Origin of the sequence: Clostridium neonatale, from assembly GCF_900465025.1 — a bacterium.
GTDB lineage: Bacteria > Bacillota > Clostridia > Clostridiales > Clostridiaceae > Clostridium > Clostridium neonatale.
On record NZ_UICR01000001.1, the window covers coordinates 863,407 to 886,027 of the forward strand.

Annotated in this window: 19 protein-coding genes and 2 pseudogenes; 17 read left to right on the forward strand and 4 right to left on the reverse strand. The window is 26.9% G+C overall.

The window, feature by feature from the left end; all coding sequences use genetic code 11:
* Positions 1-610: 610 nt before the first annotated feature.
* Positions 611-1,216: an ABC transporter substrate-binding protein gene (locus CNEONATNEC86_RS04020; protein WP_058293964.1), complete on the reverse strand. Its 606-nt coding sequence runs from the start codon at positions 1,214-1,216 to the stop codon at positions 611-613.
* Between the two features lie 60 nt (positions 1,217-1,276).
* A pseudogene (locus CNEONATNEC86_RS04025) lies at positions 1,277-2,046 on the reverse strand (ABC transporter ATP-binding protein).
* Between the two features lie 262 nt (positions 2,047-2,308).
* Between CNEONATNEC86_RS04025 and CNEONATNEC86_RS04030 the strand changes: the two are divergent.
* From CNEONATNEC86_RS04030 to CNEONATNEC86_RS04090, 13 genes and pseudogenes are all read left to right on the forward strand, one after another.
* Positions 2,309-2,884 (forward strand): TetR/AcrR family transcriptional regulator C-terminal domain-containing protein, encoded by a 576-nt coding sequence (locus CNEONATNEC86_RS04030; RefSeq protein WP_159115668.1) that lies wholly within the window; start codon positions 2,309-2,311, stop codon positions 2,882-2,884.
* Positions 2,885-2,990: 106 nt separating this feature from the next.
* Positions 2,991-3,128 carry a hypothetical protein gene (locus tag CNEONATNEC86_RS04035; protein WP_159115669.1) on the forward strand — a complete coding sequence of 46 codons (138 nt, stop codon included), beginning with the start codon at positions 2,991-2,993 and terminating at the stop codon, positions 3,126-3,128.
* A gap of 65 nt (positions 3,129-3,193) precedes the next feature.
* Positions 3,194-4,180 carry an aldo/keto reductase gene (locus CNEONATNEC86_RS04040; protein WP_159135567.1) on the forward strand — a complete coding sequence of 329 codons (987 nt, stop codon included), beginning with the start codon at positions 3,194-3,196 and terminating at the stop codon, positions 4,178-4,180.
* An 87-nt stretch (positions 4,181-4,267) separates the two neighbouring features.
* A complete protein-coding gene (locus tag CNEONATNEC86_RS04045; RefSeq protein ID WP_230143048.1) occupies positions 4,268-4,540 on the forward strand; it encodes an MATE family efflux transporter in 273 nt (90 codons plus the stop codon).
* A gap of 730 nt (positions 4,541-5,270) precedes the next feature.
* Positions 5,271-6,980, forward strand: coding sequence for a methyl-accepting chemotaxis protein (locus CNEONATNEC86_RS04050; protein WP_125149356.1), 1,710 nt, complete (start codon positions 5,271-5,273; stop codon positions 6,978-6,980).
* Between the two features lie 768 nt (positions 6,981-7,748).
* Positions 7,749-8,159 (forward strand): hypothetical protein, encoded by a 411-nt coding sequence (locus CNEONATNEC86_RS04055; RefSeq protein WP_159135568.1) that lies wholly within the window; start codon positions 7,749-7,751, stop codon positions 8,157-8,159.
* Positions 8,146-9,132 (forward strand): methyl-accepting chemotaxis protein, encoded by a 987-nt coding sequence (locus tag CNEONATNEC86_RS04060; RefSeq protein ID WP_159135569.1) that lies wholly within the window; start codon positions 8,146-8,148, stop codon positions 9,130-9,132. The genes CNEONATNEC86_RS04055 and CNEONATNEC86_RS04060 overlap by 14 nt, the downstream gene beginning before the upstream one ends.
* Positions 9,133-9,245: 113 nt before the next feature.
* On the forward strand, positions 9,246-9,692 hold the full coding sequence (locus tag CNEONATNEC86_RS04065; RefSeq protein ID WP_125149354.1) for a hypothetical protein: 447 nt from the start codon (positions 9,246-9,248) through the stop codon (positions 9,690-9,692).
* A 221-nt stretch (positions 9,693-9,913) separates the two neighbouring features.
* Positions 9,914-11,929 (forward strand): methyl-accepting chemotaxis protein, encoded by a 2,016-nt coding sequence (locus CNEONATNEC86_RS04070; RefSeq protein ID WP_058293972.1) that lies wholly within the window; start codon positions 9,914-9,916, stop codon positions 11,927-11,929.
* Between the two features lie 209 nt (positions 11,930-12,138).
* Complete coding sequence (locus tag CNEONATNEC86_RS04075; RefSeq protein WP_058293973.1) at positions 12,139-12,639, forward strand: hypothetical protein; 501 nt, start codon at positions 12,139-12,141, stop codon at positions 12,637-12,639.
* An 888-nt stretch (positions 12,640-13,527) separates the two neighbouring features.
* Positions 13,528-13,722, forward strand: a complete 195-nt coding sequence (locus CNEONATNEC86_RS04080; protein WP_058293974.1) for a TetR/AcrR family transcriptional regulator — start codon at positions 13,528-13,530, stop codon at positions 13,720-13,722.
* A 245-nt stretch (positions 13,723-13,967) separates the two neighbouring features.
* A pseudogene (locus CNEONATNEC86_RS04085) lies at positions 13,968-14,330 on the forward strand (aldo/keto reductase); the annotation flags it as partial.
* A gap of 365 nt (positions 14,331-14,695) precedes the next feature.
* Positions 14,696-16,678: a KUP/HAK/KT family potassium transporter gene (locus tag CNEONATNEC86_RS04090; protein WP_159135570.1), complete on the forward strand. Its 1,983-nt coding sequence runs from the start codon at positions 14,696-14,698 to the stop codon at positions 16,676-16,678.
* A 296-nt stretch (positions 16,679-16,974) separates the two neighbouring features.
* On the opposite strand, the gene CNEONATNEC86_RS04095 is transcribed toward CNEONATNEC86_RS04090, so the two are convergent.
* Both CNEONATNEC86_RS04095 and CNEONATNEC86_RS04100 read right to left on the reverse strand, forming a co-directional pair.
* Positions 16,975-17,556, reverse strand: a complete 582-nt coding sequence (locus CNEONATNEC86_RS04095) for a histidine phosphatase family protein (RefSeq protein WP_159135571.1) — start codon at positions 17,554-17,556, stop codon at positions 16,975-16,977.
* A gap of 173 nt (positions 17,557-17,729) precedes the next feature.
* Positions 17,730-18,575: an aldo/keto reductase gene (locus tag CNEONATNEC86_RS04100; protein ID WP_058293977.1), complete on the reverse strand. Its 846-nt coding sequence runs from the start codon at positions 18,573-18,575 to the stop codon at positions 17,730-17,732.
* Between the two features lie 111 nt (positions 18,576-18,686).
* Here CNEONATNEC86_RS04100 and CNEONATNEC86_RS04105 point away from each other — a divergent pair, with 111 nt between their 5' ends.
* The 4 genes from CNEONATNEC86_RS04105 to licT all read left to right on the forward strand — a co-directional run bounded on the left by CNEONATNEC86_RS04105 (position 18,687) and on the right by licT (position 22,546).
* Positions 18,687-19,100, forward strand: a complete 414-nt coding sequence (locus tag CNEONATNEC86_RS04105; protein WP_058293978.1) for a MerR family transcriptional regulator — start codon at positions 18,687-18,689, stop codon at positions 19,098-19,100.
* A gap of 336 nt (positions 19,101-19,436) precedes the next feature.
* Positions 19,437-19,565, forward strand: coding sequence for a hypothetical protein (locus CNEONATNEC86_RS21735; protein WP_268259050.1), 129 nt, complete (start codon positions 19,437-19,439; stop codon positions 19,563-19,565).
* Positions 19,566-19,804: 239 nt separating this feature from the next.
* Positions 19,805-21,238 (forward strand): glycoside hydrolase family 1 protein, encoded by a 1,434-nt coding sequence (locus CNEONATNEC86_RS04110; protein WP_159135572.1) that lies wholly within the window; start codon positions 19,805-19,807, stop codon positions 21,236-21,238.
* Positions 21,239-21,715: 477 nt separating this feature from the next.
* On the forward strand, positions 21,716-22,546 hold the full coding sequence (gene licT / locus CNEONATNEC86_RS04115; RefSeq protein ID WP_058293980.1) for a BglG family transcription antiterminator LicT: 831 nt from the start codon (positions 21,716-21,718) through the stop codon (positions 22,544-22,546).
* Positions 22,547-22,621 lie beyond the last annotated feature (75 nt).

Below are 22,621 nucleotides of genomic sequence, written 5' to 3' on the forward strand. Positions count from 1 at the left end.
TTATTTTATACTATAAAATAGTGTTGATTATCTTATAATGATATGATAGAAACCTATAAGAATAGCCTATTTGCGTTGATATAGATACATGATATAATAGTTTGATGTATAGATTATTTTTATTTATAAGGAGGAAGATAAAAGAAATAAAAAATTTTAAATTATGAATAAAATTTGAGCGCTAAATTATGAGTGCTTAGTCATTGAATTATAATAAAAACTTGAAAGGTGGATCCTATATTTATGAAATGGATAAAAGAAAAATATAAAAATTATTCAATAAAAAAAGAAATACAGTTTCTTTCAGAGCTACTATTGTAATGATGATTTTATCATTATCTAAATTGGAAAATGTAGGAGGGTTAAGTAAAAAAGATATATAATGGCGCTCATATGTGACTAATGGCACTGTATGGCAGATGAGAGTTGATCTTAAGGATACGTTAACAAGTTATTTAAACTAAATTAATGGACAAGTTAAGTATAATTAATTAACCTTGTATGTATTAAAGCAAAAAGTGAAAGAGTGTATGTAGAAGTAAATCTTATAGAAGAATTTAATTAAGTACACATCTAACTTTTAAGAGAAAATATATAATTAAGGAGGATATTAAGCTTGTTTATTCATATATTCTATTACTTGATTTGCTTTATCTTGCTTACCTAAAATTTCACCTAAAATTGCTAAGCTTTCTTGTGGTGATGATAATGGATTACTTACTGAATCTAAATATACAATCGGTAAATTAGCTTCTTCTAGCTTTTCTACATAATCAAAATTTCCTTGTGCCATAGAAGCGTTCATTAATACTAAGTCTGGTTCTAATGCTAAAACAGCTTCGGTGCTTATAGTATCATTAGCATTATTACCTATACTAGGTATAGAGGCCATTTCTGGGAATGTTTCAATTACCTTTTTGTATGTATCTGAATCATTTGTTTGTAAATCATCACTCCAGCCTACAATTTTATCTGGCATTTCATCGCCAAGTAGAACTTCTATTTCAAAAATATCTCTGCTTCTAACAAGTACAATTCTATCAATATCTTTTTCTAAAGTAACTTCTCTTCCAACTGAATCAGTAATTGTGATTGTATCACTTTTAGTTTTTGCACTATTATTACCATTACTATTACTTGAGCATCCACTTAATAGCAATGCACCTGTTAGTAGCATAGTACATATTTTTAAAATACCTTTTTTTCTTTTTATCATTTGATTTTCTCCTTATTCATGTTTAAATTTATATTTAAAGCTTATTCTAATAAAATAGGTCTATTTTACCATTCCTATTGGATTAACTGATGGTATATTATTACTGTCTATAGTTATTTCAGCATCTACTTTGTATACTTCTCTAAGGAGTTCTTTAGTCAGAACTTCTTTAGGATTTCCTTTGCTATATACCTTTCCATCATGAATAACTACAATTTCATCTGCATATCTAGCTGCTAAGTTTAAATCGTGAATTGCAATTACTGTAATAATATCATTTTTATAAGTTATTTTTTTGATAATATCTAATATTTCAAATTGTCTATATATATCAAAATTATTAAGTGGTTCATCTAAAAGTAAAACCTTAGGATCTTTAATAATTGCTTGAGCTAAGGATACCATCTGCTGTTGACCACCACTTAACTCAGTCATGCGTTTTTTTGCTAACCCATCTATATTAAGTTTCTTCATTATGGACATTACCTTTATCAGTTCTTCATCACTAATTCTAAGTGATAATGAATCAATCATACCAAGCAATATAACTTCAAATACTGTTAGGACTGAATTTGTAGGTAAAAACTGAGGGAAATATCCAAGATATTTTGAATAAAATTCTTTATAATTCTTATCAATTTTTCTTTCATTAAAACTAATAGTCCCTTTTTTACTTTGTTAATACCAGCTATTGCCTTTATAAGTGTTGATTTTCCTGCACCATTTGGCCCTATAACTGCTATAATCTTAGGCTTAAAAACTAAATTAACATCTGATAATATAGTTTTATTACCGTAACCTATACTTAAATCTTCTATTTTTAAATCCATCTAGTACATTTTCCTTTCTCTTAAGATAATAGATAGTAAGAACGGTAGAATATAACTATTTTTCTTATTGGATTTCCTTATCAATTTAAGGAGCTGTTGCATTAAGAAATGTAGCCATAACATTTTGTTGTAGAATTCAAAGTTCAACTACAATATATTGTAGTTTTTATTCTTTGTGCGACTGCCCCTTTCATTATTCAGTTTATAACATTTGATATTCAATTGGGTTTTGGGTAAAATTGAATTGAGGTAGGTGATAGTAATGGCTATAAATATTAAGGATTTATTAGCTACTGCACTATTAGAATTATGTGAGACGCAGTCTTTAGAGTCAATGACAATTAAGCAGTTATTAGATAAAACAGGAATTAGTAGGCAAACATTCTATAATCATTTTATTGATAAAAATGATTTAATTCAATATGTTTATGATACAAGGATTGTTCCAGATTTTAATGATAAAAATATGAGTATGAATTTTTATGATTCACTTCTTCTTGCCTTTGAAAATATGAAAAAATATCATTGCTTTATGAAACAAGCATCCATGATGGAAGGTCAGAATTGCTTAAAAGACTATATCTTTGAGCATTGCAAAGAATTTGATCTTAAGTGGCATCAGGAATTATATGGTTCTAAACTAATGCCTGAAACTCTAAAATTTGCTACAATTTATCATGCTAGTGCATCAAGTGCTATGACTTTATCATGGATTTTATCTGATATGACAGTTTCATGTGAAGAAATCGTAAGAATGATTGTAGAAATGAGAGGAATTGGTATGAAGGAACTTTTTAAAGACGGTGAAAATACGGGAAATCCCTATAGTAAAAGTTGACAATTTTATAAGAATGTCAATTTCTTGACATTTCATATTTTATGTAAATTGAAGTCTCTTACTCTTTTCGATAATATTATATTTGAAAAGAGGGGAGACTTTTTTGATGGATATAAAGATAAATGAGAAAGAGCAAGCTGTTGCTCCAAAAACAATCAGGATAGATTATAAGGCTTTTGAAAAAACAAATGCGACATCTATATTCTATATATTAGATGGAAAATGCAAGTATGATGATAAATAGTAGGGGAACAAATATAATCATAAGTTTAGTTTAAAAGAAGTTATAAGACAATAGGAGGTCATTTTATGGAATATGTAAAATTAGGTGATTCAGATTTAATGGTATCTAAGGTATGTTTAGGATGTATGGGTTTTGGTGAAGCACAAAAAGGAATGCATTCATGGACTTTGCCTTATGAAGAGTCTAAAAAGATTATTAAATATGCATTAGATAATGGTATTAATTTCTTTGATACTGCAATGGGTTATCAAGGGGGAACAAGTGAAGCGTTCTTAGGAAAAGCTATCAAAGAATATGCCAAAAGAGAGGATGTTATCATTGCTACAAAGTTTATTCCTCGAACTCAAGAAGAGATTGAACAAGGGATTGATGCTAAACAGCACATTGAGAATTGCTTAAATGGGAGTCTAAAAAGATTAGATATGGATTATGTTGATTTATATATTCTTCATATGTGGGATTATAATACACCTATTGAAGATATTATGGCAGCTTTACATGATGTTATAAGGCAAGGAAAAGTCAGATATATTGGAATATCTAACTGTTATGCATGGCAGATTGCCAAGGCTAATGAGATAGCTAAAGCAAAAGGTTATGAACAATTTGTATCTATTCAAGGTCACTATAATTTAATCTTTAGAGAAGAAGAAAGAGAAATGAAACAATATTGTGTTGCTCATAACATTGCTATGACACCATATAGCGCGTTAGCATCTGGAAGATTAGCTAAACATCCTGGTGAAGAGTCTAAACGTTTAAGTGAAGATATTTATGCGAAAGGAAAATATGATATAACACATGATGAAGATTTAGCAATTATTCATAGAGTTGAAGAATTAGCTGAGAAAAAAGGTGTTTCTATGACTGAAATATCATTGGCTTGGTTACTTACAAAAGTCACTTCACCTATTATTGGTGCAACAAAACCACATCATATTGATGGAGCTGTTAAGGCAGTAGCAGTTAAATTGACTGATGAAGAAATTATTTATTTAGAAGAACTTTATAAACCTCATCGCTTAGTTGGAGTTATGGCAGAAAATAAGTAGAATGAATGAAACAGTTTTTTGGATAAAAAGATGGGGAGGATAAAATATTATTTAGTAATAAGGATTTAAAAAACATGATTGTTCCTGTTGTTTTTAGAACAATTATTGGTGATGATGGTAGGTATTGTAGATACTTTTGTTGTAAGTTTTGTAGGGGAATCATCAGTATCAGGAGTCTCACTCGTGAATATGTTTAATACTGTTTTTATCTATCTATTTACAGCAATTGCTTCAGGTGGTGCAGCTATCATTAGTCAATATATTGGCAATAAAGATGAAGAAAATAGTGTTAAATCATCAAGTCAATTACTCATGTTTTCTACAGTATTTTCAATTATACTAATAATGCAATGGCTTTAATAAGAAATGGAAAAGGTACAATCATTACCTATTGAAGTTCAAGAAGTAATCAGAATAATATTGTGAACACTTAATTCGGCAATTCTACCCCCAATTGACTTGCGATAAAAGGCAGTTTAACTATTTCTTCAAAAAGTATTCTCAACTGAATTTAAGGAAATCCATAAACAAGAATTGAATAATTAAAGTAAAAAAATCCTAATTACTAAATAAAATAGTGACTAGGATTTTTTGTTAGATTTTGATAGTTACAGTGAATACCTCTGATTATATTTTACTATATAACGACAAAATTTGCAAAGCGAAAATATAATAGAATCCTTTGTAAAGAAAAATTTAAAGAGGTATACCTACATAAATTAGAAAGCACAATTATTTTTATGCACATACAATATTGATATATATAATTTTTTATAAAAATAAAAAATAAATTGTTAATTTAAAAGGTTTTTTTATAATAATTTTATATTTTTGTATATTTATAAAAAAATGACTAGACAAAATATTTATCTTGTTTTATTATTGAAACAAAAGTCTATAAATGTAAAAATTGTGAAAATAATTACAAGAAACACTGCATAATATTTAAAATTAATAAATTATTCTAAATTTATAAGGAGGAGGAGAAAATAAATAAAAAATTTTAAATTATGAATAAAATTTGAGCACTAAATTATGAGTGCTTAGTCATTGAATTATAATAAAAACTTGAAAGGTGGATTCTATATTTATGAAATGGATAAAAGAAAAGTATAAAAATTATTCAATAAAAAAAAGAAATACAGTTTCCTTCGGAGCTATTATTGTAATGATGATTTTATTTATGATATTATCATTATCCACATTGTCAAATGTAGGAAGTTTAAGTGAAAAGATATATAATGGCTCATATGTGACTAATGATACTGTATGGCAGATGAGAGTGAATCTTCAGGCATTAGATAAATATACATCTAGGGCAATTATTGAGAAAGATATAACTAAAAAAAATGAATATATAAAGATTGCAGATGAACATGCAGAAAGCTTGAAAAAGAATATGAACAGTATTAAAGGAAGACTTGAAGAAGACGATTCTATTGATACAAATTTGATAAATGAGTTTAACAAATATATGGATGAATCAGCAATTGAAAGACAAAAAGTAGTGGAATTAATAAGAAATGGTCATAATGAAGAAGCAGCAAATATGCTTACAACAACATATGCAGATACAATTGATAGTGCTAGAGAAGTATTAGAAAAGATAGGTGATAATACGACTGCTAGTGCAGAGGAGTTTTTAAAGAAAAGTGACAGGATTACATTATATAACTTTATATTTACTGTTGCTGTTGGTGCTGTAATTATAGTTTTTTCAATTTGGATTATGAAGGTAATTAACTCTATTTTAATTGAAGGAATACAAAGTTTAAGAAAAATTTCTTTAAATCTAAATGAAGGAAAACTAGAAACTGATAATACATATATTTCAAATGATGAAATTGGACAAGTAATAAGTGAAATGAATGAGTCAATAACTTTGTTAAAATCTTATGTTGATGATGAAGTTACTACATTAAATACTTTAGTAAGCGGAAATCTAGATATAGAATTAAATAAAGATATCGATTATAGAGGACAATTTAAAGAAATACAAACATCATTTGGAATTATAATAGATACATTAAATGATATTTTTAAGAACATGGCGGAATCATCTAAGTCAATAGCAGAGGGGTCAGAAGATATACATACAACAACAGAAATAATTTCAGAAGGATCTATGGAACAGGCGGGAGCAGTAGAAGAGTTACTTGCAAGTTTTACAGAAATATCAGATCAAGTAAAAGAGAATGCAAAAGATATAGAAAAGACAGAGGAATATCTAGAGTCAACCAAAATGATAGTTGATGAAGGAAATTCAAAAATGGATACTCTTAGAAACTCGATGAATGATATTAATGAGGCTGCACAACAAGTATCACAAGTAACAGAAACAATAGATGATATAGCATCACAAGTAAATTTGCTTGCCTTAAATGCAGCTATAGAAGCAGCAAGAGCTGGAGAATCAGGAAAGGGATTTGCTGTTGTAGCAGAAGAAGTTAGAAAACTCGCAGAAGAAGTTAAAATTGCAGCAGGAGATACAAGAGAAATAATTGAACATGCTATTTCAAAAGCTGGTGAAGGAAGTATGTTAGCTAATGAAACAGCGGAATCTTTACATATAATTGTTAAAAATGTGGTTAGAACTACAGAATTATCAAAAAAAGTATCTGAAGTATCTAATAGTCAAAGTATTGCTATTGCACAAATGGTTGAAGGCGTGAATCAGATAGCAGATGTAGTTGAAAAGAACTCATCTACATTAGAAGAGATTACAAATTCAACTAATGAATTATCTAGACAAGCAACTAGAGTTGATGGAGAATTGGCTAGATATAAAGTAAAAAAATAGTATGAGTAAATAGGCTAATGTTTTAAATTTATTCTTGATGAAAGTAAAGTTTATGTAAGAGAAGTGTGAAGAAATAGGTTTCACATTGTATAAAAATACAATAATAGAGATAAGTGATATGCTCAAATAGGTCTTGAGTTAACAGCAATATAATTACTAGGGCTTATAAAAAAAGATATAGAAGAGAAAGTACTTTTATAGTAAATGACAATTAAAAAGAACTTTTATGTAAAAATATAAACTAACGTGTTGTGGTAATAAAAAACTCTAACAATAAGCAATCATCTCAACAAAAATATAATTAACTACAATAATATAATAAGGAGATGACTACAATGTTAGAGTTCACTTATTATAATGCTAAAAAAATTGATGAATGACTCTATCCGAATTATTGATAGCATGCCAATACAAGTTTGTAAATTTTTAAGAGATTATTTCAGTAAATGTTTCAAAGATATTGCTTCATATGGATATTGAGCTTTAAAAAATAAACATATTTTGGCTTAAAACTTCATGCATTGGTTACCACAGATAGCTTTATTTTGTTTTGTTCTTAGCATCTGCAAGAATTGATGATAGATCAGCAGTTTTTGAATTAATAGAAAATAAAACATTAATAAAAATAATTGCTGATAAAGGTTAAGTTGATGAATATTTAAAATAACAACTATAAATGAAAAGAATATTTTGCTGATATCCTTAAAAAGAAAAAATCTGTGTGACACTATACTGCGAATTTTTGAAAAATATAATGGGAGATGAAAAATGATACAGAATTTAAAAAAAAGTATTTATAGAATTTTTAATTTCCGAAGTAAAGAAAATAATAAAATTATAGAAGATTTGAATAATAATTTAGAAAATTGTATTAAGAATAAGTGCCTTTTGAAGTCAGACAATGTTCAGAATGATAAGCTGGTTAGTAATATAAATAAATTACTTGAAGCCTATAATAATAATAATAAAAATATAGTAAAAATAAATGACATATTAAATGAAATAATAGGATTAGATTTAATTAGAGACATGATAATAAACATAAATTCTCAAACAGAATTTATAAATTCTATGGTTGCAACCAGCCAAGAATTATCAGCTACAATTGATAATATGTCTTCAAGTATTCAAGTTATAGCGGATAATTCTAATAATGGTAAAGTAGTTGCCATTAAATAGTATTGATAAAGTTAATAAATCAGTAGAATTTATAGATACATCTTTTGAAGATATAGAAACTGCAATAACGAAAATGGAGAATATTGAAAAGAAGGTTGATGAAATAAGGAATGTCTTAAATATAATTCAGGAGATTTCTGATCAGACAACATTGTTATCTTTAAATGCTTCTATTGAAGCTGCGAGAGTAGGGGAACATGGAAAAGGTTTTATGGTTGTTGCAAATGAAATTAAAAAATTATCAGAATATACAAAGGAATCTGTGAGAACAATTAATAAAAGCATGATAGAATTACAAAATGAGACAGATGAATCTAGTTTAGCCACAAAAGGTATAATAAAAAAATTGAAGATTGGAAAATTAGAAATAGATAATATTGCCAGTTTAATTAATGATAGTGTAGAATTTATCAAAAAAATAGATGAAGAAATATCTAGCATAGTTGCTACAACTGAAGAACAAAATGCTGCAACATCTATGTTTGCAGAAGAATTGACAGAGGTGTCATCTGAAGCTGCTAAGATAGAAAATATATGTAGAAGCGTTGGAAATAAAGTATATTCATTAAGTAAAAATGTGGAGAATATAAGATCGCAAATATTAAAAAAAGAGATAGATGATTTGTCCATTAAAGAAAAAATAGATATTTATAAAGTAGACCATTTATTATGGAAATGGAAAATATATAATATGTTATTAGGAATAGATGATATAGATGCTGAGTGCGCATCTGACTATAAAGAATGTAGATTAGGAAAATGGTATTACAGAGAAGAGAATAAGGAAATATTAGATAATCCTATATTTAAGTCTATTGAAAATCCACATATAAATTTACATAAAAAAGCAAAAGAAGCTATTTACTTATATAGAAATGGTAATGTGGATTTATCAGAAAAAAAACTAGAAGAAATGGATTGTATATCATCAGATATAATTGATTTATTAGACACTTTTAAAACAAATATTTAAAAGTGTACATGTATAATGAGAATAATTTTCTATAGTGAATAATAAATAATATGAAGAAATAATTTAGTGTAAATTTTATGATTTAAGCAGATTTGGAGGTAGAAATTAATAAAATGGTGGAAGTATTATGTGATATTAATGATACGATATTTAGTGTTAAAAATATTATAGAAAAAGATTTATTGGAGTTGAATGAAACATCAAAAATATTGTATTGGAAAATAATCAACTCGAATAATTTATTTAATCACAAAATGAGAAATAAGGCAGAAATGTTACATAAGAATCTTACTAAAATAATAAATAAATATGAAGAATTATATGATAGAATTTCGGCTGTTGATAAATTGGGAGAAGAAATTAAGAGTATAGATGGTAAAAATAAGCTTAATAAAAGAGTAGATTTATTTGGTAAAGAGCTTGGTGAAATTTTAAATTGTATGAAAGTGCTACTCTTAGAACAATGTAATTTTAAATATTCATTAGAAATATTTGATAGAGAAGTTAAGAATGATTTATACAGAAAAGAAACTAATATTATAAACAATCATGTTAATTAAAAAGTAGATATATAATTTGAAGAATTTACTGTGTTAAGAAATTTGGCTCAACACTAAAAACTTTGTGTGACAATATTAAGCAAGAATTTTTTTAGAATGTAATAAATTTGCATTAACATCTTAATTCTGTCAAGAACACATTTGTGTGTTGAGCTAGAAATTTTAATGTAAGGAAAATTTAATTATATTGAGAATATCATAAATTGAGGTGATTAATAAATATGAAGAAAATTGAAAGATATAAAGATATTTTTAGTAAGAAGAAAAGTTTAAGTTCATTAATATTGATATATGTTACAACTATTTGTATTTTATTAATGGGTACTATTACGATTATAAATATTTCTAAGGTTTATAATAATACAAAAAAGCAGGCTCAGGAGTATTTAAAAAATACTGCTTTAACTAGTAAGGAAAATTTTAACTCATGGTTTGATAATAAAATTGGTATATTAAAATTGGTAGAAAATAATATTGAATTATTGAATTGGGATACAGAAGAGAATGCAGCTGTTTTACAAGAATATATGGCTAAAGAAGCAAAAAATAATAATGAAATATTAGCTATATATTTTGCAAATGTGGATGGAAATTATGTAGATTCAAGTGGATGGATACCAGAGGCAGGTTATAATGCTAAGGATAGAGATTGGTATAAAGATGCTGTAGATTCAGATGGATACTATATAAGTGCCCCATATTCAGATGCTGAGAGTGGAGGCCTAGTAATTACTATATCAAAAAATATAAAAATCAATAATAATCTAGTAGGTGTAATTGCATTAGATGTACCTATAGATAAATTAAAAGAATTTATAAATAACTTAACATATGAAGATGGAAGTTATGCATTCATTATAGATGATAAAGAGCAAATTATAGTTCATCCCAATGAAGATATTATGCCAAAGGATGGAAAGATATTAAAAATTTCCGATTTTCCAGTTGATTATAATGGGATTTTAAATTCGGAAGATGGAAATATAAATAATAGTGTAGATATTCAAGGAAATAAATGTTATAGCGTTGTTGAAACTTTGGATTATGGAAATTGGAGGATAATATTCAACTATCCAAAGAAAATTATTCAAAAAGAACTAGTTAAAGAAATAGGTTTAAATACATCAGTATTAGTAATATCTATTATAATTAGTGGAGTTCTTATTTCTAAATTTTCGAAAAAGTATATTACACCAATAGAAGAAACAAGTAATTTATTAAATGAATTTAGCAAAGGAAACTTAAAACTTGATTCAAGCAATATTGATAAAAATAGTAAAGAAGTTATAGAAATGACTGAAATGGTTGATAATGTTGCTAATACATTATCTGGATATGTAATTGAAATTTCTAATGTTTTAGGTGAATTTTCTAAAGGTAATTTTACTGTAATACCACAATTAGATTATATAGGAGATTTTTACACAATTAAAGAATCTATGTTGTCTATATCTAACAAATTAAATGACACATTAAGTAGTATTAGTAATTCAGCAGATGAATTAAAAGGTAGAGCAAATAATATAGAAAAAGTATCTAACAATATAGCAAATGCTGCGACTGATCAATCAAGTATAATAGAAGAATTTATAGCTTCTACAGAAGAAATATCGGGTAATATTATAAAGAGTATGGAGCAAATAGAGGAAAGTAGTAAAATATCACAATCAGCTAAAGAATATGCTATACATGGTACAGAAACTATAAATGAAATGCTTGAATCAATGAATGAAATAAGTGTAGCAAGTAAAAGCATATCAAATATTATAAAAATTATAGATGAAATAGCAAGTCAAACTAATTTATTAGCATTAAATGCAGCTATAGAATCAGCAAGAGCTGGTGAGGCTGGAAAAGGATTTGCGGTAGTTGCTGAAGAGGTACGAGAATTAGCTAACAGAAGCATAGAAACTGTAAGACAGATAGAAAATATAATTATAGATACTCTTAAAAAAGTTGAACATGGTCAAGAGGTTGCAAATAATACAGCTAAATCTTTTGATAATATTGTTAATTCAATTGAATGTAGTGTAGAAATAACAGAAAATCTTCTTGACAATAGTAAAAGTCAAAAAGTAGCTCTTGAAGAATTGATGCTTGGTACAAAGCAAATATCTAATATTGTAGAAAACAATTTATATACTTCACAAGAAAGTTCATCTGTTAGTGAAGAATTATTATCTCAAGCAATTAGCTTAAAACAACTTATCGAATATTTTAAATTAAAGCAAGAGTAAAGTTTATGAATATAAAAAAACAAATATTAGATGATATGAACAAAAATGAATTATTATAAAGTTGGTATATAAATAAAATGTTAAAAATGCATATCTAATTAAAAAATGAAGATAAATGTATAAAAAGATTATTTAAAGATAAAAGAATAATTAAGTTGTGTGCTTGTTATAATCAATATTTAAAATTTGGAAGGAAGAAATATTAGGATATGGGATATAACATAATTGATATAGTAAATAAGTGCATTATTATAGAAGAAAATAAAAGAAAGATTTTTAAAAAAATCATTAATGAGGATTCGCTTAATCTTATTAAGAGCGAATTAATTAGATTAAGGTTAATTGTGTTAGTAAAAACATTTCTAAAAGATATAGATAGGGTAATAGATTATTATGAAGAATTAAAAAATAGAATAAATATATCGAGTATTGAAGAAATTGATTTTAGAACTTATGATAAAATAGCATTTTTAATGAATGAATATGATAATAAAATAAAGTATATGGATTTAGATGAAATATCACCTAAAGAATATGTGGATATTACATTAGATTTAACTAAAGATAAATACGCATTACTCATTGATATACAAGGAAGATTGTATAATAATACTAATGATAATAAAAGTAGTACATATGAGGTTTTAACCAATTTAATAAATCATACAGATAATCATATTAAAGTAATAGAGAATATAGTCTCATTGTAAGAAGAACGAACTTTAATATCTTTCAGCTATAGGTATAAAATATGAATGAGTATGAGAAATTTCACCCAATAAATGGGAGAAGAAATAAGTTAGTATCAGATAGAATTAATGATTCATTAATTAGAAAAACGGATTGGAAACATTTTGTCAAAGGGAATAATAACCAGCTAATTTAATATCAATACGATAATAGATAATTCTCTAAATGGTGCTAATGCTTAGAATGATATTAAAAGCATTAGCACATAATATTTATTTTATAGGTGTTAATTTTTGAAGGGGGAAATAATTTTGTGTATTCCTAACTTTTTCTTAGAAATAATCAAAATTTTCAGTTTTAAATTTATTAAACAATTTCGTCAGTAATTATAGTAATATGCAATACTTCTTCTATTGCTCATATTGTATATTATAACCAAAGTATGGCAATAATATGCAATAGGGCAAATATTTATTAGAGGACTTTATTAGTTAAGTGTATCTTAACTCTAGAGTCCTTTTGTTATGCATTTTTTGCAATGATATCACTGTAAGCGTAAAAGAATTCACGTATAGAAATGAAATCTTGGTAATGTTAAAATAAGCCCAACAGTTGAAATTGATGTTGGGAAAAAAATTTAATATTAATTCTTTTTAGATGTAGAATACAAGGTATCTGGAAGCTTAGAAGACCAAGGCATGAAATCTTTTAATAAATGCATATCTCTATTTTCTGTTACTTTCTAATCTATTTTTTTAACTTCACTCATAAAAAATGCCTCCTGTTAAAATATTTTATTTCAATTTTAACAAAAGGCTATATTTCCTTTGTAGGCGTTGTTTCTTTGACGTTTACGTTTATAACATTTGATATTCAATTGGTTTTTGGGTAAAATTGAATTGAGGTAGGTGATAGTAATAGCTATAAATGTTAAGAATTTATTAGCTACTGCACTATTAGAACTTTGTGAGACACAGTCTTTAGAGTCAATGACAATTAAGCAGTTATTAGATAAAACAGGAATTAGTAGGCAAACATTCTATAATCATTTCATTGATAAAAATGATTTAATTCAATATGTTTATGATACAAGGATAGTTTGAGATTTTAATGATAAGAATATTAGTATGAACTTTTATGATTCACTTCTTATTGCTTTTGAAAATATGAAAAATATCATTGTTTTATGAAACAAGCATCTATGGTAGAATGACAGAATTGCTTAAAAGACTATATCTTTGAGCATTGCAAAGAATTTGATATTAAGTGGCATCAGGAATTATATGGCTCTAAAGTAATGCCTGAAACTCTGAAATTTGCTACAATTTATCATGCTAGAGCATCAAGTGCTATGACACCATATAGCGCGTTAGCATCTGGAAGATTAGCTAAACATCCTGGTGAAGAGTCTAAACGCTTAAGTGAAGATATTTATGCGAAAGGAAAATATGATATAACACATGATGAAGATTTAGCAATTATTCATAGAGTTGAAGAATTAGCTGAGAAAAAAGGTGTTTCTATGACTGAAATATCATTGGCTTGGTTACTTACAAAAGTCACTTCACCTATTATTGGTGCAACAAAACCACATAATATTGATGGAGCTGTTAAGGCAGTAGCAGTTAAATTGACTGATGAAGAAATTATTTATTTAGAAGAACTTTATAAACCTCATCGCTTAGTTGGAGTTATGGCAGAAAATAAATAGTAAGTTTCATTTGTTCATTATTTTATGGATTATTAAAAAGTGAATATTATAAATGCTTTAGTTTGCATATATCTGTAATTTTATACCTGTAGCTATGAATTTGATAATGCGAGAACCATAGTATGTGCCATTAAAAAAGTGTCCGATTAATTGGGCACTTTTTTAATAAATAAGGTTTTCATTTTTTAAAATGTGAATAATTTGATAATGAATAGTAAGGAAATAAAAAAAGTGGTAAAAAAATTATCAAAGTAATAAATTTTGCAAAGGAAGTTTACAGATATAGACACTTTAAATTTAGAGTACTATAATCTAGTGAGTTACTTATACTTAATAATACAATTTATGGAGGAAATAAACTAAAAATGAAAAAAGAAATTAGTATAGCATCATTGCTTATAGCCTTAGGAATAGTGTATGGAGATATAGGTACATCCCCTTTATATGTTATGAAATCAATGGTTATGGTAAATAATGGACAAATTTCAAGTGAACTTATTTTAGGAGGAATTTCTTTAGTAATTTGGACATTAACTCTTCAAACAACCATAAAATATGTAATGATAACATTAGAAGCAGATAATAAAGGTGAGGGAGGAATATTTTCTCTATATACATTAGTTAGAAAAAATGCGAAGTGGCTTATTATTCCAGCAGTAGTAGGAGGAGCTTCATTACTTGCAGATGGAATGATTACTCCACCTGTAACAGTAACATCTGCAATAGAAGGTTTAACTTTGGTTTTACCTATTAATACAGAGGAAATAATATTAATAGTAGTTGCAATCTTAACTGTTGTATTTTTTATTCAAAGATTTGGAACAGATGTAATAGGAAAATTATTTGGTCCAATGATGGTTTTGTGGTTTTCAATGCTTTTTATAATAGGTTTTATTCAAATATTTAATTATCCAGAAATAATGAAAGCCTTAAATCCTTATTATGGTATACATTTAATTTTTACAAGTCCTAAAAGTATATATATTTTAGGTGCAGTATTCCTTTGTACAACGGGTGCAGAAGCATTATATTCTGATATGGGGCATTGCGGTAAAAAAAATATACACTATACATGGGTTTTTGTTAAGACTTGTTTAGTTATAAATTATTTAGGTCAAGGTGCATGGCTTTTATCAAGAGAAGGAAGCATAATAAAAGATAACCCATTCTTTTTAATTATGCCAGAATGGTTTATAGTACCTGGAACAATAATAGCAACAATAGCAGCTATTATAGCTAGCCAAGCCCTTATAACAGGATCCTTTACCTTAGTAGCAGAAGCAATAAAGTTGAATTTATTTCCAAAGCTTCAAGTTAATTATCCTAATAATGATAAAGGGAAAATTTACATACCAACAGTAAATGTTATACTTTATATTGGATGTATATTATTAGTTTTAAAATTTAAGAAGTCAGAAAACATGGAAGCTGCATATGGACTAGCTATTACAATAACAATGTTAATGACAACAATTTTATTAAATGAGTATTTAAGAATTAATAAGAAGAAAAAAGTTTTATCTTGGATAGTGTTTACAACTTTTGTAATCATTGAGTGTGGATTCTTATATGCAAACTTATTTAAATTTTTACATGGAGGATATGTAACTGTAATTATTGCAGGACTTCTTATTTTTCTTATGTATATATGGATATATGGTACTATTATTAGAAAAAGATTTAGACAGTATGTTAATTTATCAGATTTTCAGGAGCATTTTAAGGATCTTCAAGAAGATAAAGAATTACCTCTTTATGCTACAAATGTAGTTTATTTAACAGAATCTTTAAATTATAGGATGCTTGAGAAGAAAATAGTTTACTCTATATTCAATAAAGAGCCAAAACGAGCAAAATTTTATTGGTTCATAAATATAAAAGTGACAGACGAACCACATACAGAAGAATATGTAGTCAAGACACTTGTTCCCAATATGGCATATAGTGTTCAGTTTAATCTTGGATTTAGAATAGATCAAAGAATAAATATTTTCTTATATAAAGTAATTCAAGACTTAGCTAAAAGTGGAGAAATTAAGTATACTCCCAAAAAGTATATGCTGAATCAAAATAATGAATTTGTATTTGGAGACTTTAAATTTGTATTATTAGAAGAAGTTCTTTCAAATGAAAGTGAACTTTCAAAATGGGATAATTTTATAACAAGTACAAAATTATTAATTAAAAGATTAACAGTATCTCCAGCAAGATGGTTTGGAATAGACACTAGTAATGTAGTTATAGAAAAAGCACCAATTATAATAGGATATAAAGAAGCTCCAAATTTAATAAGAGTATTTCCAAAGGATATGCAAACTTGGAGGGGAAAGAAGTGTAGAAAATGTTAGCTATTATACATATAGGTGTTACTGCTTCATATTGTCAAGCACAGTTTTTAGTGTTGAGCCAAATAGGCTAAATTGCTAGCGCTTTGTAATTCTATCCTTAAACATTATTTACTCATTGTGTTAGTTAAAAAATTGATAAAACAATTTTTTATTCTATTTTTGTTTTGACTGTTTTTAACTAGCACAACAAGTAATTATAGTATATATGTTGCAATAATAAAATTTCATTTAATATGTTTACAGGCTAAGTAAATACCAGCATACAAAATGTAGAAAAGTAATTGCAACATATATATTTAAGATAACTGACTAAAGTCATGATTTATTATTTCTATCAATTTAAATTCATCATTTTCGAATTCAAATTTTAGTATACAGCAATTACCTAGTCTTTCTTTTTGGTCAACATCACTAGTATGAGCCCAGTATCTCATAAATTGACGGCAAGCAGCTCCATGAGAGACAGCTAACACCGATTGATGATTATCGTTTTTCATAATAGAATACAGTGTTTCTGCAATTCTGTTTCTTAATTCAATTTCATCTTCACCACCATACTTAACAAAAAAATCTCCATAAGGCAATGGTGGATTCAAATCTTCACTTTCACCTTCAAAAGTACCAAAGTTCCACTCTTTAAGAGCTTTTACTCTCTTATAAGGAATATTAGAAACATATTCTAATGTATCACAAGCTCTTTCAGATGTAGATGAATAAGCGTGGTCAAAAGTTATATTATTGTTTTTGAAATATTCTCCAGCAACAATCGCTTGTCTAGCTCCTAGATCAGTTAAGGGGGCATCACACCATCCTTGAATTTTTTTTCTAACATTGAATAATGTTTGTCCATGTCTCATTAAATACAATATCTTTTTCATAAGTATCACTCCTAATATTAATTTTAGTATATATATATTCTAATAAATAATCTGAATGTAATTTAAGAAATCTTGAAAAATTTTAAACTTTCATCACACTATTTGTATCCACAAGGGGCATAAATTGTGCATTTGAGATTTTTAATTAGAACTTATATATGTTAATTAAAGTTCTATCTAATAAGATTTGCTAACATTTCTATTGATGATGCTTCTTGATGATTAAAGAAAGAACTTTCTTTTTTATCTAAAGCAGCTATTTTCTTCATATCATCTTCATTTAATTTAAAATTGAAGATATCAATATTCTGTAACATTCTTTCTTTGCTAACTGTTTTAGCTAGTGGAACAATCCCTCTTTGAACCAACCACCTTAAAATAATTTGTGCAACTGATTTGCCATATTTTTCTCCAATTGTTTTTAAAACAGGATTATTGAACATCCCATTTCTTCCTTCAGCAAAAGGAGCCCATGCTTCTAGTTGTACCCCGTACTTACTATTAAAATCTTGTGCTACTAATTGTTGATGGAATGGATTAATCTCAATTTGATTTACTGCAGGTATTACTTCATTAAATAAAGATAAGTCAACCAAACGATCTGGATAGAAATTTGATACCCCTATTGCCTTAATTTTTCCCTCTTTATATAATTGTTCCATAGCTCTATAAGTCCCATAGTAATCATTTAGTGGCTGGTGGATTAATACTAAATCCAAATAATCTAACTTCATTTTTTTCAACGAATCTTCGATAGAAACTTTTGCTTTCTCATATCCTCCATTACTAATCCATACTTTAGTTGTAATAAATAGTTCTTCTCTAGGTACAGATGATTTAGCTATAGCTTCTCCAACAGCGTCTTCATTTCCATATGATTGCGCTGTATCAATTAAGCGGTATCCAGCATCAATAGCATCTATTACAACCTTTATACATTCTTCTTTATTTGTGATTTGAAAAACTCCAAATCCAACTGCAGGCATATTTATTCCATTATTTAAAGTTACATATTCCACTTTAATCTCTCCTTTATTTTTATTATTTTATATTTTATAATAATCTTACCAGTAGGTAGTAACTACCTAGCAAGTGGTATTTTAATTTTTAATAATTTAGGAGGTAATTTCATGTCTACAACAAAAGAGGTATGTGAACAAGTAGGAATATCCTATGAAACATTAAAATTTTATTGTAAGGAAGGATTAGTACCAAACGTCAAAAGAGATAAAAATAACTATAGAGTGTTTGATGAAAAAAATGTTGCATGGTTAAAGGGATTGCAGTGCTTGAGAAAGTGTGGAATGAGCATTAAAGATATGAAATTATATATGAATTATTGCTTAGAAGGCCCTTCTACAATTAATCAAAGAAAAGAGATGCTTAATAAATTAAAAGAATCTTTGCTAGAGAAAATCAATGAACTTAATGAATGTATTGATTTCATTGACAACAAACAATCTTTCTATGACGATGTATTGGACGGAAAAATAAAATATATAAGTAATTTAATTGATATAGAAAATAAACAAGATATTCAATAAATAATGTAATAAGGGAAATGTGAATATATAAGTAAAAGGACAGTATCAATATTTTAAAACTAATTGCAGCTGTCCTTAATTTAACTTGAGTTTTTCCTGTAGAGATAATCTGAATGCATACGTTGAATATTTTTCATATTTATTTGGCAATTTAAATTTTTAAATTGAATAGAAATATATAAATTTTTATTAAGATACCTAATATTTTTATAATTACTCTTGACCTAAAGTTAACTTCAGGGAGTAAACTTTATCATAAAGTAAATCTTTGAGCGTCATGAAAGAACAAAGATAATTTACTATGATAGAAACTTATAAAAATTGGAGGAGAATAAAATGAAGTCTTTAAATGAAATTTTTAATTCAGCAATTGCTAAGCAATTAACAAGATTGATTGAACTGGAAGAGTACACAGACTATAAAAATGCTTATAATAAATATTTAGTTTTTTTGCAAAGAAGATAAAATTATAAAATATAAATAAATGAAACCGTTGACAAAATATTTAGAATATTTTATATTATAAGTATAACAAGTGGATGGTTATTGTTAAAAAGACAAGCTAGACCTATTTGTATGAGTTTATAAGCATTACATTATGTGCAATTTCTTATATCTCTACAAATGGGTCTTTTATTTTTAAACAAACAATTTTAATTTATAAATTAAATCTAATTAAATCATTTAATAAGGAGGAGCATTATATGATATTAAGTAAAGATTTTTTATGGGGCGGTGCTACAGCTGCTAACCAATTTGAAGGTGGATGGAATGTAGATGGTAAAGGTGCAAGTACAAGTGATATGCTGACAGCAGGAACTCACACAATTCCACGTAAAATTACTAAGGAAACTATTGATGGATTAAATTATCCAAGCCATGACGCTATTGATTTTTATCACAGATATAAAGAAGATATTAAGCTATTTGCAGAAATGGGATTTAAGGTATTTAGGATGTCTATAGCATGGACACGTATATTCCCTAATGGTGATGATAAAGAACCTAATGAAGCAGGATTAAAGTTTTATGATGATGTTTTTGATGAATTAAAAAAATATAATATAGAGCCATTAGTCACTATTTCACATTATGAAATGCCTTTTAATTTAACTAAAAAATATAATGGCTGGGCTTCAAGAAATCTAATAGATTTTTTTGTTAACTATTGTAGTGTAATATTTAACAGATATAAGGACAAAGTTAAATACTGGCTTACATTTAATGAAATTAACTGTGGCACAATGCCAATGGGAGGATATCTTGGGCTTGGAATTTTAAATGAAGGCACAGAAGACTTTTTACATCAAAATGATAATAAGCAAATCCGTTTTCAAGCACTTCACCATCAATTTGTAGCAAGTGCAAAAGCAGTAAAGCTTGGTCATAGTATTAATAAAGACTTTAAAATAGGTTGTATGATTGCTCATATGACAACATATCCTTATACATGTAATCCAGATGATATATTACTTGCACAGAAAAAAAATCAATTAGCAAATGATCTTTGTGGAGATGTACAAGTCAGAGGTGAATACCCTTTCTTTGCTAAGAGATATTTTGAAGAAAACAATATTGTTTTAGATATAACTGAAGAGGATAAGAAGATTTTAAAAGAAGGAACAGTAGATTATTATACATTCAGTTATTATATGAGTAATTGTGAATCAGCATCAGGAGATGAAGACAAAACTTCAGGAAATTTACTTGGTGGAATTAAAAATCCATATCTTGAAGCAAGTGACTGGGGATGGCAGATTGATCCTAAAGGCTTAAGATATACTTTAAATGAATTATATGGAAGATACAATATTCCTCTTATGGTAGTTGAAAATGGTCTTGGGGCTTTTGATAAAGTTGAAGAAGATGGTTCAATTAATGATGATTATCGTATTGAATATTTAAAAGATCATATAATTCAAATGAAGGAAGCTGTTAAAGATGGGGTAGACTTAATTGGATATACTCCTTGGGGATGTATTGACCTTGTAAGTGCAAGTACTGGTGAAATGGAAAAGAGATATGGTTTTATTTATGTAGATAAAGATAATGCTGGAGAAGGTACATTAGACAGAAAGAAGAAAAAATCATTTGAATGGTACAAAAATGTAATAAAAACTAATGGGGAAGAACTATAACTTGCTTCATATTAAATTCTAGTAGATATTCTTAGTTAACTATTAAGTATATTTACTATTTGAGACAATTAAGTTTAGTTAAAAAGAAGAGACTGTGGCATTAAGACAATTACCACAATATTTTATTTTTAGATTTAAGCATTGAATATAATATATTATATTTTGTATTCTTTATGTCGCAGCTCTTTCTTTTATGTGCCTAAAGTAAAGCATTAAAATTTAGAATTTGATTCAAAAGTAAAAAAGATTTTTGTATAAAATCATATAAATTTATAAAAAAAGTATTGACAAGCCATTGTAAAAAAATTATAATAAAACCAAGATAAACGATTACATTAAGTCGGGATTGTTACTGATTCGATCAGGCTATACCTTAATTAATGAGAAGAAATATACTATTTATTTCTTTTGATTAATTAAGGTTTTTTATTTTAAAATATATAGTCAAGTATAGAATGGAATGTGAGGTGATGTGTATTGAAGATAGATAAGATTTTTAACAATAATGCAGTTATGGCTAAAGAAGACAATGGAAGGGATGCTGTTATTATTGGATGTGGACTTGCATTTAAAAAAAAAGTTGGCGATGAAATAGATGAATCACTAATAGAAAAAACTTTTATTTTAAAAGAAAAGGATACTTTGGAAAAGTTTAAAATGCTTTTAGAAGACATTCCTACAGAACAAATATCATTATGCTATGACATTGTAGAATATGCAAAGAACATGTTAAACTGTGAACTTAACGATTATATCTATGTAACATTAACTGATCATATAAGCTATACATTAAAGTTATTTGATGAAGGAATAGAAAGACCCAATATATTAATTTGGGAAATAAAAAAGTTTTATCCTAAGGAATACAATATTGGATTAAAAGCTTTGGAGTTTATTGAAAGTGAGACTGGTAAAAAGATTAATGAAGAAGAAGCTGGAAATATTGCACTTCACTTAATAACAGCTCAGCTTAATGAAAAAAATAATAAAATTGACACTGCTTATGATATGACTAAAAAGATTCAAGATATACTGAATATTGTAAAATATACCTATGATATTGAATTAGATGAAAAATCTTTAAGTTATGAAAGATTTATTACTCATTTAAGATTCTTCTTTAAAAGAGTTAATAATAAAGAGATGTATAGAGATGAAAATGAAGACTTTCTTTTACCACAAGTAAAGGAAAAATATAAAGATGCTTATAAGTGCATGCTTAAGATAGAAAAATATTTAAATATAGAGTTAAGTCATGAAGAACAGCTTTATTTGACACTTCATATTAAGCGTGTTGTAAATAGGTAAATAGAAATAATTAAATATTTAGGATTGTTACTGTTAAATCAGGCAAGACCAGAAGCTTAAGAATACAAAAGTAAT